Origin of the sequence: Cystobacter fuscus, from assembly GCF_044360685.1 — a bacterium.
Lineage (GTDB): Bacteria > Myxococcota > Myxococcia > Myxococcales > Myxococcaceae > Cystobacter > Cystobacter fuscus_C.
Genome location: NZ_CP043491.1, coordinates 8,962,087 through 8,978,230, shown reverse-complemented (window position 1 = coordinate 8,978,230; position 16,144 = coordinate 8,962,087). Strand labels below are relative to the sequence as shown.

Genomic DNA, 16,144 nt, shown 5'->3' with positions numbered 1-16,144 from the left:
GCTGAACATGCTTTCAGATGCAACCGGACCGACCGGTTTCATGGAAGGGGACTTCAGCCATGACGGACACACAAGGTGAGCGCGCGGGAACGAGTGGGCAGGAGGCCCTGCGCGAGAACGGGATGATGCGGCACCTGCTGGAATCGCTCGAGGCGGGCAAGGACATCGGCCATTTCGGCCGGCTCGTCTTCGCCATGGTGGCGCGGCACTTCCTGGACGAGGCGGAGCTGAAGCAGTTGCTCCTGAAGGATCCGGCGTGCGACGAGGCGCAGGCGCTCTCGCTCATCGAGCAGGTGAAGGCGCACGACTACAGCCCGCCCCGGAGGGAGAAGGTGCTGCAGTTCCAGCGGCAGCAGGACTTCCCCATCATCCCCAATCCGGACGACCCGGACGAGGGCAACGTCTACAAGGATCTGCGCTTCCCGGAGCACGTCTACGCGCACATCTCCGAGTACCGGGAGCAGAAGGCGCACGTGCACGAGGAGGAGGCGGCGCACTCCGCGTGACGTGCGCGGGGCGCGTCAGGCGCGCGCGGGCAGGTGCTCGAGCAGCCGCGAGAGATTGGCCTGGAGCTCGTCCGGCTTCGCGGTGGCGAGCTCATCCGGGCCGTGGTTGCCCCAGGTGACGGCGTAGGTGCGCAGGCCCGCGGCGCGACCGGCGAGGATGTCGTGGGTGGTGTCACCCACCATCCACAGGCCCTCGGAGCCGAGCGCGGCGAGGGCCCGTTGGATGACGTCCGGCGCGGGCTTGTGGGGAAAGCCGTCGGTGCCCTGGACGTGGTCCAGGGCGGATGTCAACCCGAGCGCCTCGACGAAGCGCCGGGCCATGTCGGTGCGCTTGGTGGTGGCGATGGCGAGCGTGTAGCCGCGCTCACGCAGGGTGCGCAGCAGCTCCACGGCGCCGGGGAAGGGGCGCGAGCGCTTGACGAAGTTGCGGGGGTAGTGCTCGCGGTAGATGGCGCAGAGCGTGGAGACCTGGTCGGGCGCGAAGTGCGCGTACATGTCCTCGAGGGGCAGGCCGACGAGGGCGCGGACCTCCGCGTCCGAGGGCACGGGCAGCTTCTGGCTCTCCAGGGCGTACTGGAAGCTGGCGATGATGTCCGGCAGCGAGTCCACCAGCGTGCCGTCGAGGTCGAAGACGATGGTCTTGGGTGTGGCCATGGGGCCTGTGTCCCCCAGGAGGACCATGACGCTCAAGCGCCTTCTCGCGCCCACCCTTTCCCCGGCCTGTCCGCGGGGGAGCCGAGCAAGGGGGGGGCGTGGGGGGCCAGGGGAGGGGAGTCCGAAGGTGTTTTTGGAGCCCGGGTGTTTGCTTCCCGCCCCCCTGAGCGGTTAGGGGAGGTGAGGGACTCCGCTCATGGCCACTCCGATTCGCTACGCCCATCCCTTCCTGCCCGTCACCCGCGCCGACATGAAGGCCAGGGGCTGGGAGCAGCTCGACATCATCATCGTCACGGGGGACGCGTACGTGGATCATCCCGCGTTCGGCCCCGTGCTCATCGCCCGCTTCCTCGAGGGGCGTGGCTTCAAGGTGGGGATCATCACCCAGCCGGACTGGCACTCGGCCGAGCCCTTCAAGGAGCTGGGCAAGCCCCGGCTCTTCTTCGGGGTGGCCGCGGGCAACCTCGACTCGATGCTCAACCGGCTCACCGCGCAGAAGAAGAACCGCTCGGAGGACCAGTACAGCCCCGGCGGGCGCACCAACGCCCGGCCGGACCGCGCCACCATCGTCTACGCCCAGCGCTGCCGCGAGGCGTATCCGGACGTGCCCATCGTGTTGGGGGGCATCGAGGCGTCGTTGCGCCGCATCGCGCACTACGACTACTGGAGCGACAAGGTACGGCGCGCCATCCTCTTCGACGCCAAGGCGGACCTGCTCGTCTTCGGCATGGGCGAGCGCCCCATCTGGGAGATCGCGGACCGGCTCAACCGGGGCGAGCGCGTGGAGGACCTCCGGGACGTGCGGGGCACGGCCTACCTCATCAACGACGAGGCGATGAAGGCGCACGAGGCGGATCCCGCCCGGCGCGCGGCGGACCAGAAGACGGTGGTGCTGCCCTCGTACGAGGAGGTGGTGGCCGACAAGGAGGCCTTCGCGCGCATGTCGCGCGACTTCCAGTTGGAGACGAACCCCGGCAACGGGCGTCCCCTGGCGCAGCGCCACGGCAACCGCGCCGTCTACTTCAACCCGCCGGCGCTGCCCCTGGAGGATGGGGCGGGCAAGGGGGACAGCGCGTCGGTGGCCATGGACGAGCTGTACGACTTGAAGTTCAACCGCGTGCCGCACCCCATGTACCGGGAGCCGATTCCGGCCTACGAGACGGTGAAGCACTCGGTGGTGCTCATGCGCGGGTGCTTTGGCGGGTGCACCTTCTGCTCCATCACCGAGCACGAGGGCCGGGTCATCCAGAGCCGCAGCGCGGAGAGCGTGCTGCGTGAGGTGCGGGCCCTGCGGCGCATGGGGGACTTCCGCGGCACGCTCACGGACCTGGGGGGCCCCACGGCCAACATGTACAAGCTCAAGTGCAAGAGCGAGGACATCGAGAAGCGCTGCCGCAAGCTCTCCTGCGTGCACCCGGGCGTGTGCGAGAACCTGGACACGGACCACGGGCCGCTCATCGACCTGATGAAGCAGGTGCGCCAGGAGGAGGGCATCAAGCACGTCTTCATCGCGAGCGGGGTGCGCTACGACCTGGCCGAGCGCTCCCCGGAGTACGTGAAGGAGCTGGCCGCGCACCACGTGGGCGGGCAGCTCTCGGTGGCGCCCGAGCACGTGTCGAAGCGGGTGCTGGAGAAGATGAAGAAGCCGGGCATCGAGAGCTTCGAGCGCTTCCAGACGATGTTCGCCTGCGCGAGCGAGGAGGCGGGCAAGGAGCAGTACGACATTCCCTACTTCATCAGCGGGCACCCGGGCTCGGAGCTGAAGGACATGGTGGAGCTAGCGCTGTGGCTCAAGCAGAACGGCAAGCGGCCGCGCCAGGTGCAGGACTTCATCCCCACGCCCATGTCGGTGGCCACGGCCATGTACTACTCGGGGTTGGATCCGCTGAAGATGGAGCCGGTGTACACGGCGCGGGGCCTGCGCGAGAAGAAGCTGCAGAAGGCGCTCTTGCTCTACTGGAACCCGGAGCAGTGGCCGCTGGCGCGCGAGGCGTTGATTCAAGCGGGCCGGGAGGATTTGATTGGCCGGGGACCCCACGCGCTGGTGCCGCCGGAGACGAGCGCCGAGGCCTCGCGCCGCAAGCAGGCCGAGGCGCGCGAGCGGCAGGACCGGCGCGCCCGGTAGTCCGGTGGCGGGTTCGATTCCCGCCGCTTCCAAACTCACGCAGGCCAACACCTCCACCGCGAAGCTCCTTCGTAGTAGCCCAGCCCAGTCCACTCGCGCCCTCCGCTCCTTCCTCGTTTCCTGCCTCGCAGCTGCCTGGGGCTCCACGCTCGCCTCCTCCTCTCCTGCTTGGGGGCTCAAGGCGGCGGCCGCCTATGCGCCCTGCTGGCGCCGACGGAGGAACAACAGGCCAGCCACCATCACGAAGGCCAGGGCGGACACGGCGAGCGACATATGGGTGTTGGTCACGCTCCCCAGCAGCCCCACCGTCACGCCGCTGAAGGCCCTCAGGCCGGAGGCCGACATGCTGAAGAGCCCCAGGACGCGGCCCCGGATGGCGTCCGGAGCATTCAGCTGCACGAGCGCCTGGGTCATGCTGCTGAAGGACAGCTCGAAGAACCCGGCCAGGAACAGCACGGCGATCGCCGCCGGATACGAGCGCATGAACGCGAACGTGAAGAGCGAGCATCCCCAGAGCAAGGCAATCTTCATCGCGGACGTGGCCTCCGTCGGCAGCCAGGTGCCGCGTGTCTCGAGTAGGATGCCCGCGAGCAGGGCACCGGCCGCATCCGCCGCCAGCAGGAGCGTATAGGCCGTGCCGGGGTCTCCATGGCCCAGATCATGGGCGAAGCCCGGCATCTGCGCATGGTAGCTGTTGCCGATGAAGAAGGACGCCGCCCCCGCCAGCAGGATCATGGCCGCGACCAGGGGCATCTCGCGCACGTCGCGGATGGTCTGGATGATGTCGGTGAGGCCCCGGACGGCCCGCTTGGGGCCCGCCGTCACCCCGCGAAAGTGCCGGCCATAGGGGGCGCCCATCAGCCAGAGCAAGAGGGGCAGATAGAACAAGACGTTGATGAAGATGCCTCGGGTCGGCCCGAGCGTCTTCATGATGAGGCTGCCCACGCCGGGGCCCACCAGGACCCCGAGATAACGGGCCGTCGCGTTCAGGCGCACCGCGCTGGTCAACGAGCCCGCGCCCACGATGTCGTAGAGCAACATCTGGCTGGAGGTGCTCCAGAGCACCCCCGCGCAGCCGTGGATCGTGAGCAGCACCATCGCGTGCCACAACTGCAAGGAGTCCGTGACGAAGAAGTATCCCCAGCCCACGGAGGCGGTGATGAAGAGCACCATCCCGGCCTGGATGAGGCGCCGGGAATCGAACCGGTCATTGAGCGCGCCCACCGGCACCGAGAACATCAAGAAGGGCAGCCAGTGGGACACCACCGCGAACCCACCCAGCGCCGCCGAGTGGAACTTCTGGAACGCCACCCAGTAGCTGATCACGTGCTCGATGTTGTCGGCCATCATCGCCAACATGAACGTGATGAGGAAGGTCCGGTATCCCGGGATTCGGAGCGCGCTCGAATCAACAGGGGGGGAGGCCGCGGCAGAGGTCATGGATGTTCACGCACAGGGCTGAGGGAGACCCCCTTCTTACCTCAGACCTCTTCACGTCATGGGCGAGAACCCGTGTGCGGCCTCCGCCGGACGGAGTGACCCGTTTTGTCATCGTCCGCCGAGAAATGCCGTTCCCCACCCCAAGCCCTCGAGGTGGGCCCGTCATTCCGAGCACATGGCCGCACGCCCGCCCTGGCATGGCTCGTGCTGAGAGGCGCAGCCCAACCCCCTTGGAAGCGACGCGGTCGATGACTTCCTGTCCTTCCCGAGAAGGAGTCCCATGCACCGTCTCATCCTTCGCAAGACCCGAGGCTTCACGTTCATCGAACTCATGATCGTGCTGGTCATCATCGGCCTGCTCGCCGCCATCGCCATCCCGAACTTCCTCAAGCGCCAGGCCCTCTCCCAGCAGGCGGTATCCTGTTTCGCAGCTCTGCTTTCATGTGCTCCAACGCCTCGTTGGGTCGCCCCATGAATGCGTCCAGCAGGCGCTCCTCGACGGAATGCGGGTCCCAGACAGCCGAGGGCTCGAGTCCGAAACATTCGTGAGGCTCCGCCTGCCGCACCATTCCAAGATTGTCGAAAATCGTGCAGCGGCCGAAGGGGCCCACTGCTTGCCTGTATTGGACGATGGGTTGAGAAAAATGCTCTTCAAGCTTTCTCCACCCAATGAACTTCCATGATTCCGAATAGGGGAGGCTAACGACAATCCTGAAGAGGATTGGCTTGGACGCGATTCGGTCCAGATCCGCGTCCGGCTCTGCGGCTCTGTACTCGTAAAAGGCATCAAACGGTGGTTCGAGCGTCCTCGCATAGCCGAATGAGCCATCGGCGAGGGGAATCCTCAAGAACGAGCCTGGCTTATGTGAGCGGCACCGCCGGTGACAGCAGCGCCAACCGGTGTTGCATGCAACGACTCCAGGAGGTGGTTCCCTCGGAAGGACCCCACTTGACACTACCAGTATCCCAGGGGTGGGTCTTACCCCCGGGCGTTCTACAAGTCGTCTCTACAAGTCGTCTGACACCCTTTGGGGGGGCCGTCAGCAGCCGGTGGGGAGCTGGAGTTCCAGCATCTTGACGGCACCGGAGGCGAGACGAAGACGGATGCGCATGCGGTGGATGACCGGACTGGCGGCCTCCGGAGACCGCCGCAGCACCGCGAGCCAGCGCGACCGGTCCTCCATGGACAGCGGCGCCCCGCGCTCGAACGCCGCTTCGAGCTCGCCGGGCGTGAAAGCGGGAAAGGGGGCCGGCAGCGCATCCATGCCGATGAGCTGCCAGCGTCCGGGAGCGAGCGCGGGCGCGACCGTCCAGGCGGAGCGGCCCGTCTTCCAGTCGGTGAGCTCGACGTGCGGCCCCTCATCCGAGACGCGCATCACCGACTCGGTCTGCTGGGCCACCTCCGCCGGTGCCGGCTGGTCGTCCGGCCCGTCCAGGGCAAGCTCGAGCGCCCCATCGTTGAGTGCCTCGTCCAGCGGGCTCCCCAGTTCCAGTGGCACCGACACGGCCTCGGCTGCGCTCGTGGTGAGCCGTACATGCAGCCGGCGGAAGACGAGCTCACGCCCGTGCCAGCCCCACTCCTCCGCCAGCCGGACGCCAGCGCCAGAGGGCATGGGCAACGCGGCTCGAATCGAGGTTCCCTCCAAGGCCCTCGGCACGCGGGCCCCCAACCACAGCATTTCCCTCACCAGTTCGATGTCGCCACGTCGGGCCGCGACTTCCAGGGGCGTCTCACCCGCGCGGTTGGCCCGGTCCACGTCCGCCCCTGCGCGCACCACCGCGCGCAGGAGTTGGACACGGGGCTCTTCACGCGAGGCTGTCGCCGCGATACGTCCTACCAAGGTACGCCCCTGGGTGTCCTCGGCGCGGGCGTTCGCTCCACCCGCCACGAGCAACTCGACCATGGGCGCGTCGGTGGCGAGCATCAGCGGCGTGTTGGCCCGGGCGTCCTGCGCGTTGGGATCCGCCCCCGCCTGGAGAAGTTGCCGCACCAGGGCGCGGTCGCCCCGGACCACCGCGGCGTGCAGCGCGTCTGCCCGCACACGCCGCGTCCGGCCGGACACATCCTCCGCACGGACGGGAACAGGTGGCAACAACATCAGGGCGGCAAGCAACGTCAGGAAAAGGCCAGGGAGGCGCATTGTCAGCTTCCAATCTCGGGGTTCGACCCCCGTTCAGCAAGAAGCCTGCCACCTTCATCCATGACAGCCGAGCCGCTTGCGCAGTGGCTGCGCGTCCCGGGGCAGGTGTCCCGGAGCAGGTGTCAAAGAACTCCGGAAATTGCATCAGGCCTCCTCACGTCGCGGGCGAGAACCCGCGCCTTCCTGGCCAAGGGAAGCCGGACGGAGTGACCGGATTCGTCATCGTCCGCCCCATCTTCTCTTTTTCCGCCGCGTGTCGTGCCGGGTCGCGTCACTCGAACTCTCTGACACCCTTTCTGCGACACCCTTTCTGCTCGCCGAAGGCACCCGGGCGGGTCCGGCTTTCTTCTCTCCGCTGCTGAGGGCAAGCTCGCCTCCAGCGGAGGAGGACCATGGACGAACACGACCCGCTCGAACCTCAGGCCGAGCAGAACGTCCCGCCCGCCAGCGACGACGAACTCACCCGCACCCTGCCCTCCGCCGGCCTGAAGCCCGGGACTCCCGCCTCCTCGGGCACGGGCCGCGCCGCTTCGCTCTGGGATCCCCATCTTCCGCCGGTCGAGCGCAATCGCTACGTCCTCCTCGGCGAATTCGCCCGGGGCGGGACCGGCCGCATCCTCCAGGCGCGGGATACGCATCTGGACCGGATGGTGGCGCTCAAGGAGTTGCTCTTCCCGGGTAGGAGCGGCTCCGCGCAGGAGCGATTCCGCACCGAGGCGCTCATCACGGCGCGGCTCCAGCACCCCTCCATCGTGCCCATCTACGAGGCGGGCCGCTGGCCCTCGGGTGAGCCCTTCTACAGCATGCGGCTCGTGTCGGGCCGCTCGCTCGATTCGCTGATCGCCGAGGCGAAGACGCTCGCACAGAGGCTCGCGCTGCTTCCGCATGTGCTCGCCGTGGCCGAGGCGGTGGCCTACGCGCACAGCCAGCGCATCATCCACCGGGACCTCAAGCCCTCGAACGTGCTCGTGGGCGCGTTCGGTGAAACGGTGGTGATCGACTGGGGACTGGCCAAGGATCTCTCGACAGAGAGGACCTCGCCCTCGCCCGAGCCGGAGGGCTTCAGTGCGCCCGCGGGTGAGGGCCTTACGGTGGCGGGCACGGTGATGGGGACACCCGCGTACATGCCGCCGGAGCAGGCCATCGGGCTGCCGGCCGACGAACGCGCCGACGTCTACTCCCTGGGAGCCATCCTCTACCATCTGCTGGCAGGCACCCGACCGTATACGGACGCCTCGTCCGGGAAGGTCATCCAAGCGGTGCTGACGGGGCCGCCCGTGCCATTGGCCGAGCGCCAGGAGGGCATCCCGGAGGATCTCCTCACCCTCGTTGGCAAGGCCATGGCGCGTCAGCCCGCGGAGCGCTATCCCACCGCACGGGAGCTGGCGGAGGACCTGCGGCGCTTCCAGACGGGACAGATCGTCGGGGCACACCGGTACACCCGGCGGGAGCGGATCCGCCGGTTCGTCCGCCAGTACCAGGGCATGCTGGCCGTGGCGGCGGCGGCCCTGCTGGTGCTGAGTGCCACCGGCGGCTTCAGTGTGTGGCAGATCCTCGCGGCGCGCCAACGCGCCGAGCGCAACGAGGCCGAGGCCCTCAAGCGTGCCGACAGCCTCGCGCTCATGCAGGCCCGCGCGGAGGTGGAGAAGGATCCGAACGCCGTCGCCTGGCTGCGCCAGCTCTCCCCCGCGTTCACGCGCTGGCCGGAGGTACGCCTCGTCGCGGCGGATGCCAGGGCCCGAGGTCTGGCGACCCTGCTGAAAGGCCACGAGAAGCCCATCACCAGCCTGCGGTTCACGCCGGATGGAAGGACGCTCGTCACCAGCAGTGATGACGGAACGCTCCGGGTCTGGAGTGACGCGCACGCTCCGGGTCGCGTCCTCACGGGCCACTCCGACGAGGTCTGGGGCTTCGCGCTCTCGCCCGACGGGAGATGGCTCGCCTCCGCCAGCAATGATCACACGATTCGGCTCTGGGAGCTGGCTACCGGACAGAGCCGCGTCCTCCAGGGCCATGACCATGCGGTGGCGGCGGTGGTCTTCCTGCCGGATGGCAAGCGGCTGGTCTCCGCGGGGCAGGATGGCACCCTGCGGCTCTGGGACCTGGCCACCGGCCGCACCACGCGCGTCTTCCGGGTCGAAGGCTGCTGGTACGAGCAGATGGCCGCGGCCCCAGATCTGCGGCGGGTGGCCCTCACGGCCTTCGATGATCCCCTCGTGCGGCTGTGGGACCTGGAGAGTGGCGAGCTGCGCGTCCTGACGGGACATGGAGCGCGCACCGGTCACGTGGCGTCCTCCCCGCGCGGGGACCTCATCGCCACGGGGAGCGATGACCGGACCGTGCGGATATGGGACGCCGGGACCGGAGTGGGACACGTGCTCGGCGAGCACCGCGGACCCATCACCGCGCTGGCGTTCTCACCGGATGGCCGGACCGTGGCGGCCGCGAGCTCCGAGCCTGGAGTGCGGCTCTGGGACGTGACCACCGGCCAGATGCGTGAGTTCGAGGGACACGAGGGCCGCGTGGAGGTGCTGGCCTTCTCTCCGGATGGCGCGAGCCTGGCCTCCGGTGGAAATGATCGCTCGGTGCGGCTGTGGGATCTCGCCACCGGCCAGGCCCGGGTCTTTCGTGGCCCCCAAGGCACCCTCCTCCAGCTCGCGTTCTCTCCGGACGGACAGCGGCTCGCCGCGGGAGGGATGGACGGCATCGTGCGCGTGTTCGACCTTACGGTTGAGGACCACCGTGTCCTTCCGGCACCCCACGGATTCCACTACAGCGGCCTGTGGCTCTCCTCGGATTGGCGGCGGCTCGCGCTCGGAGGGAAGGACGGGAGCGTGCGCTTGTGGGACCTTGCCACGGGCTCGGCGCTCGTGCTGGGAGGACATGAGGCGAGGACAGTGGTCGCGATGTCCGCAGATGGCCACCTGCTGGCCTCGGGTGGTGAGGAGGGACGCATCCGCCTGTGGAGCGCCGAGGGGAAATTGGTGCGCATGCTCAAGGGCCATCCCAACGACATCCTCGTACTGGCCTTCTCTCCCGATGGCAGGCAGCTGGCCTCGGCGGGATACGACGGGGAAGTGCGCCTGTGGGACGTAACCACCGGGCAGTCCCGGCGGCTCCAGGAGCAGGACCGGGAGCACCTGATCCCCCTCGCGCTGCTCTTCTCCCCGGATGGGAGTCACCTCGCCTCGGCCGCCGAGCAGGGACAGACCGTGCGGCTCTGGAATCTGGCCACGGGCGCGGCCCATCGGCTCGGGCATGAAGGGCTCGTCCGGGCGATCCGTTTCTCTCCAGACGGAGGAACCCTGGCAACCGGAGGCACGGACAACGCGTTGCACCTCTGGGACCTGGAGGGCACCCATCTGCGGCGCATCCACGTCGGAGGCACGGGAGTCCAGCACCTCCTCTTCTCGCCGGATGGGCAGAGCCTCCTGACCGCGGGGGCCCGGGACCACGCCATCCGCCGGTGGGATGTCCGGATGGGACGAGCCCTGGAACCACTCGAAGGGCACGGTGGCAAGGTGAACGGCATGGCCCTCTCGGGTGATGGCCAGCGGCTCGTTTCCGCCAGCGATGACGAGACGCTCAGGCTCTGGGACCTGGCGAGCCGCACGAGCCGCGTGCTGCGCGGCCACACCGGGCCCGTGCTGGAGGTGCGCTTCTCTCCCGATGGACGGCGGATCCTCTCGTTCGGCGCGGACGACACCGTGCGCGTGTGGCCGGAGGATCTGCCCTTGACGCCCGAGGCCCTGCGCGCGTGGCTCGAAGCGGTGGATGAATCGCCGCGCAAGCAGGGCTCCTGATTTGCCGAGTTGCGCGAGGCCCCCTGGAAGAACACTCCTGCGACGCCGTGGGCGTGGCGCTCGACGCCGGGCGCTCGCGTGTCTCTCAGCGCGCGGTGCCCACCACGCGGGACCACATCGTCAGCAGGTTGCGGACCACGGGCCCCTCGGGTACCTCGGCCACGGGCGGCACGTCCACCTGGATGCCCTGCGGTGCGAGCCGCGTGAAGGGGTTGGCCGCGTCCTGCGTCTTGATCGGGACCGAGGGATCCGCCGGCCGGAAGCCGAACGCCAGCGCGCGCTCCTGCACCGGACGGCTGCGCAGATACGTGAGGAGCCCGCGCGCCGCGTCCTTCTGCTCGGGTGTCACCCAGTCGGCCTGCACCAGCGCCGCCGGATGGTCGCTCCACAGGGTGAGCGCCGGGTAGTACACCTTCAGGTTGCCCCACCGGCCCTGCGCGTTGGCGAGCTGCGAGATGGCCAGGTTCTCGTAGACGACCGCCACGTCGTACTTCGACGGGCCGAAGCGCACCATGTCCGTCATGAAGGTGCCCGTGGAGGTCTCGAAGCGGGTGACGCCCTTCTCCAATTCCTTCACCCACGTCTGGTACTCGGGCTTGAGCAGGTCCCCCACCGTCAGGCCCGAGCGCTTGCCGTGGAACTCCAGCGTGGCCAGCAGCATCGCCTGCAAGCCCGAGTTGGAGCGCGTGGGGTCCGTGTGGCCCAGCTTCACGAAGCCCCACTCCGGCCTGCCTCCGATGGCCGGCCAGCCCTGGTCGCTCGCCACCGCCTTGTGGATGGACTTCCACGACACCGCTCCCCCGGAGACCTTCTGCAACACCTCCGCCCGGTCCTCCCACACCACGAACACCAGCGGGGTGATCACCAGTGGCTGCGGCGCGTCGTCACCGCTGGTGGCGAAGAGCTGCCCCCGCTGCGGATCCGTCGACCAGTCCGACTCCAGCATGCGCAGCACGGCGCTGTCGGCCGGGCTCCACACCGTGGGCTTCTCCTTGCCATCCAACAGGGCCTGGGCCGACTCCAGCGAGCCCTTGCCAATCAGCTTCACGCGAATGGACGGGTTCTCCTGCTGGAAGCCCGCCACCGCGGCCTCCACCCACTCCTTCTTCTCCGTGCTGTAGAGGAAGGAGATCTCCGTCACCGGCTCGGAGGCTCGAGTTTGTGAGGGGGCGGCCTCCGCCACGCCCTGCTGCCGTGCCTTGTCCCCGTTCGAGGACGTGATGAAGAGCACCGCGCCGACCGCGACGAGGAACCCCAGGATGATGAAGAGCTTGGGCTTCATGATGCGACTCGAACCTCCTTGAGCGATTGCAGGGTGTCCTCGAAGGCCTGGATCTCACCGTTCATGTGGCCGAGCTCCTGGTTGAGGTCCCCGTACATGCTGTCCGTGGCCTGTGCGTCCAGGGCGCGCAGGCGCATCACCTTGGCGGGAAGTCCCTGGAAGGTGGCGGCGATGCGCGAGAGGTTGGCCAACACCCGCTCGTGCGCCGCGTGGATGTCCAGCAGCGCCGCCAGGTGCTCCTCGCGAGCCCTGTGCGCGCTCTGGTACTGCTCCCGGGCCTCCGCATCCCGTGCTGCCCGGACCTGCTGCTCCAACTGGCGCAGCTGCTCGCGCACCGCGCCCATGTCCACCGTGCGCAGGTAGCGGGAGAGCTCCTCTCCTCGCCGCACCAGCCGCACCGCGCGGCCCTCCAGCTCGCTCAGCGATGACAGGGCCAGCTCCAGGTGCGACAGCACTCCGCGCGGGGCGTCCGCCAGCGTGCGCGTCAGCTCCTCTCTCGCCTGGTGGATGGCCCGCACCGAGTCACGCACCCGCGGATCCTCCAGCCTGCCCGGGGCGGGCAGCTTGCGCTCCTCGCCGGAGCGGCCGGAGAGGGTCTCCTTCCAGAACCCGGGCGACACCACGTCCCAGGCCACCAGCGCGACATAGGCCACCGCGCCCAGCGCGGCCACGGCCCAGGAGCGCAGGGCCGCCGCGAGCAGCGCCGACGTGCCCGCCAGCACCAGGTGGAGCGTGCTCCCCGCCGAGCGTGCCAGCACCTTCGGAAGGTAGCCCACCAACGTCGACTCACTCCGATCGGCCATGTCCGCTCCTCCCCAGTCCCGTCATCCCGCGCCTCAGAAGAAGGACGCCATGTCCCGGTACACCTGGACGATGTCCTCCACGCCGCCCTTGGCGCTGGAGCCCTTGGCCGCCTCGGCGATGCGTTCGAGCACCTTGCCCTCGGCGCCTTCGCCGTAGGCGATGGTGAAGATGCGCACCGGATTCTCCCCGCTCGACGTGTTCAGTCCCTGCTCCAGGTTCCCCAGCGTGATGGTGCTGCTCTCGTCCATGCCGTCCGTCATCACCACCACGGCGTGGATCTTCCCCGGCTCCTTCTGTGCCCGTTCCCGAGCGAGCTTGTAGGCGGTCTGGGTGGCCGAATAGAGGGCCGTGCCCCCGTCGGCGATGATGTTGTCCACGCGGCCGAGCAGCTCCGCGCGGCCCTTGCCGAGCACCACGGGGCCCATGGGGGGGTACACGTTGTTGTCGAAGAGGACGAGCGTCACCTCGTCCCGGTCCGACAGCGACTCCAGGAAGCGCTTGGCTCCCACCTTGGCCTCGGTGAGCGGGCGGCCCGTCATGCTGCCGGACTTGTCGAAGACGAAAGTGACGTCCGTGGGCTTCTTCGTCTCGCGCCACACGGCCAGCAGCTTCTCCAGCACGTCCGCGCCGGGCACCTCCAGCAGCGTCTGCGGCTGCTTGGGATCCGCGCCGTGCGCCGCGTCCACCGGCGCGGTGATCGCCACCGAGGGGTCCGCCGGACGGAAGCCCAGCGCCAGCGCGCGCTCCTGTGCCGGCCGCGCCTTGAGGAAGGCCATGAAGGCCTGCGCCGCCTCGCGCTCCTCGGGGCCCACCCAGTCCGCGTCTAGCACCGCGTAGGGATGATCCGACCAGAAGGTGCCCTCCACCGGGTAGATGGACACCAGCGGGAACGGCGCGTCCGTCCGCTTGCCGTGGGATTCGATGACCAGGTTCTCGTACAGCACCGCCGCCGACAGGTAGCCCGGCCCCCGCTGCAGCATCTTGTCCGAGAAGAAGCCGGTGGACTTGCCGTAGTGCACCACCGTGCCCTCGATCTCCGTCAGCAGCGCCTTCGTCTTCTTGCCCTCCACGTCGGCCACCGTCAGCCCGCGCGTCTTGCCCGAGCCCGCGTAGGCCTCGGCCAGCACCGACAGCAGGCCCGAGTTGGAGAAGTCCGGATGGGTGTGGCCCAGCTTGAAGCGGCCCCACTCGGGGTGCCCGTACGCGCCCCAGCCCCGCTTGTCCGCCGCCACCTTCATCAGGTCCGCCCAGCCCAGGGGCTTGCCCGGCCAGCCCAGCGCCTCCGCCATGGGCTTCCACATGGCGATGACGATGGGCGAGAGCAGCAGCGGTTCGCCCTCGCCCACCACCGGCGTCGGCTTGCCCCTGGACGTCATCCACGCGTTGTTGAGCAACGGCAGGTATGCGCTGGAGGCCGGGCTGTAGACGTGCGCCCGGAGCTTGCCGGAGACGATGTCCTGCACCGCCTCGCCCGAGCCCATCGCCTGGCCCTCCACCCGGATGGGCCGGCCCGACTTCGTCTTCGCTCCGCTCCGCTCGAAGGTGCGCGCCTGCTCCTCGAACCAGCTCTTCTTCTCACTGCCGTAGGCCACCGTCAGCACCACGGGCCGCTCGCCGCTCGCCGCCTGGGGCTTGCGTGTGGCATCGGGTGCAGGGGAGGTCCCCTGGCCTGATTCCTTGCAGGCCGCCAGCAACATCACCACCGCGAGCACTCCCCACCGCAGCTTCCACATCCGGATGGTCCTCCCCTCGGGCACCTTCGCCACGACTGTGTGACGCAGCGCCGCCGCCCCCTCAACCGTCCATGATGCAACTCACCTGCTTCTTGCACGCGCGTGACGGAGTCGTCACACGCCCAGGCCCGATGTCCACCCCATCAGTGGAGCTACAAGTACACGCTCGGCCCCGAGGTGCTCCCGGCCGTCATCGGCATCAAACCGGGCGACGCCATTCCACCGGCTCGACGATGAAGCGACGGCATTTCAGCGACCAGAAGTAGTTGGCCTGGTACCAGACCTTGAGGCCGTGGATGTAGAGCTTCGTATCGTCATTCAAGCCTTGGGACGCGCGCGCCATGGAGTGCGCCTCCCGCTCGAAGTCCAGGAGCAGGTTGTCACGAGAGGCCGTGGGATAGGCCATGGCCGCGAACAGGGGAACCTCGATCCTCTGGTGCTTCTCGAGGCGGCCCGGCTTGTCCGCCAGGCCCACGCTCTCCAGCCAGGGATCCGCTTCCCGATGGAGCCCCGGGTAGTGCTTGTTGATGGGAGGTGGAGGCCCCCAGTCGACCGTTTCCAATGTCTGGTGGATGGACTGCTGATTCACTTGAACTCCCAAGGGGTTACCTCTTCCTCTCATCCCTGTTCGTGGTGTGCAACGGTGAGCGTTCGTTCCCTCTTTCGGGTGAATCATTGCATGTGCTTTCGGGTGATTTCCTTCAAGGCTCGACGCTCTACCTTGCGTGCGTGAAAGGAAGACATGATGAGCACCTTCACGACCGCGGACGGATGCAAACTGGACTACCACCTCGCGGGCTCGAGTTCGAGCGAGCGCACCCTGGTTCTGCTGCACGGCTGGTCGCAGTCTCGCGCGATGTTCGATCGGGTGATCCCCATGCTCGCCAGGAACTACCGTGTCGTCAGCTACGATCAGCGTGGCCACGGGGAATCCGGCCACCCCCCGCACGGCGCTCGCATCGCCCGGCTCGCGCGTGACCTCGACGAGCTCCTGACGCACCTTCATATCGAGCAGGCGGACTTCGCGGGCCACTCCATGGGAGCGTCGGTGCTGTGGAGCTACCTCGACCTGTTCGGCTCCGCGAAGGTGAGTTCGCTCATCATCATCGACCAGCCCAGTGCCTGCACGGTTCTCCCCTGGTTGAACAAGGCCGAGGCGAGCGAAGTGGGTGCCATCTTGGATTTCCCCGGTGCCGAGGCCTTCTGCAAGGGCGTCTCCGGTCCCGACGCGGCGGCCGTGCGGCACGGTTTCCTCGTCTCCATGCTCACCAGGCAGATCTCCGGCGAGGACCTGGCGTGGCTCTACCAGGAGAACCTCAAGCTCGAGAGCGGCTTTGGCTCACGGTTGCTGCTGGACCACATCATGCAGGACTGGCGCGATGTGCTGCCGCGCATCGACGTGCCGACGCTGGTGATGGCCGGCGAGGTCAGTCACGTCAACCCGGCCTCACAGAAGTGGAGCGCCGAGCGAATCCCTGGCGCCCAGTTGCGCATCTTCACCGCCGAGGAGGGGGGGGCGCACTTCCCGTTCTTCGAGCGGCCGGAGCCCTTCACGGCCGCCTTGCGCTCCTTCCTCGACGCCCAGCCGGTGCCGCGTGTCCGGGCAGGCGCCGTCTCCTGACGTCCGCCTGAGCCTCGTCACCGCCATCGGTCTCC

The 16,144-nt window shown here is 68.4% G+C and carries 12 protein-coding genes and 1 pseudogene; 5 read left to right on the top strand and 8 right to left on the bottom strand.

The genetic code is table 11. The annotated features are described in order from the left end of the window. Positions 1 to 59 precede the first annotated feature (59 nt). Positions 60 to 506, top strand: a complete 447-nt coding sequence (locus tag F0U63_RS36810) for a hypothetical protein (protein ID WP_395837495.1) — start codon at positions 60 to 62, stop codon at positions 504 to 506. A 15-nt stretch (positions 507 to 521) separates the two neighbouring features. On the opposite strand, the gene F0U63_RS36805 is transcribed toward F0U63_RS36810, so the two are convergent. Next, on the bottom strand, positions 522 to 1,160 hold the full coding sequence (locus F0U63_RS36805; RefSeq protein ID WP_395837493.1) for an HAD family hydrolase: 639 nt from the start codon (positions 1,158 to 1,160) through the stop codon (positions 522 to 524). Between the two features lie 196 nt (positions 1,161 to 1,356). On the opposite strand from F0U63_RS36805, the gene F0U63_RS36800 reads away from it, so the two are divergent. After that, entirely contained in the window at positions 1,357 to 3,285 is a 1,929-nt protein-coding gene (locus F0U63_RS36800; protein WP_395837491.1) for a YgiQ family radical SAM protein, read from the top strand. Positions 3,286 to 3,477: 192 nt separating this feature from the next. Here F0U63_RS36800 and F0U63_RS36795 read toward each other — a convergent pair whose 3' ends face one another. Further along, complete coding sequence (locus tag F0U63_RS36795; protein WP_395837489.1) at positions 3,478 to 4,725, bottom strand: MFS transporter; 1,248 nt, start codon at positions 4,723 to 4,725, stop codon at positions 3,478 to 3,480. Positions 4,726 to 5,005: 280 nt separating this feature from the next. On the opposite strand from F0U63_RS36795, the pseudogene F0U63_RS36790 reads away from it, so the two are divergent. After that, positions 5,006 to 5,140, top strand: a pseudogene (locus tag F0U63_RS36790) (type IV pilin protein); the annotation flags it as partial. Here the strand turns inward: F0U63_RS36790 and F0U63_RS36785 are convergent. Then, on the bottom strand, positions 5,112 to 5,681 hold the full coding sequence (locus F0U63_RS36785) for an Imm26 family immunity protein (RefSeq protein ID WP_395837487.1): 570 nt from the start codon (positions 5,679 to 5,681) through the stop codon (positions 5,112 to 5,114). The pseudogene F0U63_RS36790 and the gene F0U63_RS36785 sit on opposite strands and share 29 nt — an antisense overlap. 84 nt (positions 5,682 to 5,765) lie before the next feature. Next, positions 5,766 to 6,767, bottom strand: coding sequence for an ankyrin repeat domain-containing protein (locus tag F0U63_RS36780; protein ID WP_395837485.1), 1,002 nt, complete (start codon positions 6,765 to 6,767; stop codon positions 5,766 to 5,768). 491 nt (positions 6,768 to 7,258) lie between these two features. Between F0U63_RS36780 and F0U63_RS36775 the strand changes: the two genes are divergently transcribed. Beyond that, positions 7,259 to 10,669, top strand: coding sequence for a WD40 repeat domain-containing serine/threonine-protein kinase (locus F0U63_RS36775; protein WP_395837483.1), 3,411 nt, complete (start codon positions 7,259 to 7,261; stop codon positions 10,667 to 10,669). Between the two features lie 85 nt (positions 10,670 to 10,754). Here F0U63_RS36775 and F0U63_RS36770 read toward each other — a convergent pair whose 3' ends face one another. From F0U63_RS36770 to F0U63_RS36755, 4 genes are all read right to left on the bottom strand, one after another. Then, the gene (locus F0U63_RS36770) at positions 10,755 to 11,951 is read right to left on the bottom strand and encodes a substrate-binding domain-containing protein (RefSeq protein WP_395837481.1); all 1,197 of its coding nucleotides are present in this window, start codon (positions 11,949 to 11,951) and stop codon (positions 10,755 to 10,757) included. Then, on the bottom strand, positions 11,948 to 12,754 hold the full coding sequence (locus F0U63_RS36765; protein WP_395837479.1) for a hypothetical protein: 807 nt from the start codon (positions 12,752 to 12,754) through the stop codon (positions 11,948 to 11,950). The genes F0U63_RS36770 and F0U63_RS36765 overlap by 4 nt, the downstream gene beginning before the upstream one ends. 33 nt (positions 12,755 to 12,787) lie before the next feature. Beyond that, positions 12,788 to 14,488: an extracellular solute-binding protein gene (locus F0U63_RS36760; protein WP_395837477.1), complete on the bottom strand. Its 1,701-nt coding sequence runs from the start codon at positions 14,486 to 14,488 to the stop codon at positions 12,788 to 12,790. A gap of 199 nt (positions 14,489 to 14,687) precedes the next feature. Further along, the gene (locus tag F0U63_RS36755; protein WP_395837475.1) at positions 14,688 to 15,077 is read right to left on the bottom strand and encodes a hypothetical protein; all 390 of its coding nucleotides are present in this window, start codon (positions 15,075 to 15,077) and stop codon (positions 14,688 to 14,690) included. A gap of 153 nt (positions 15,078 to 15,230) precedes the next feature. Here F0U63_RS36755 and F0U63_RS36750 point away from each other — a divergent pair, with 153 nt between their 5' ends. Further along, positions 15,231 to 16,109, top strand: coding sequence for an alpha/beta fold hydrolase (locus tag F0U63_RS36750; RefSeq protein ID WP_395837473.1), 879 nt, complete (start codon positions 15,231 to 15,233; stop codon positions 16,107 to 16,109). Positions 16,110 to 16,144: the final 35 nt, after the last annotated feature.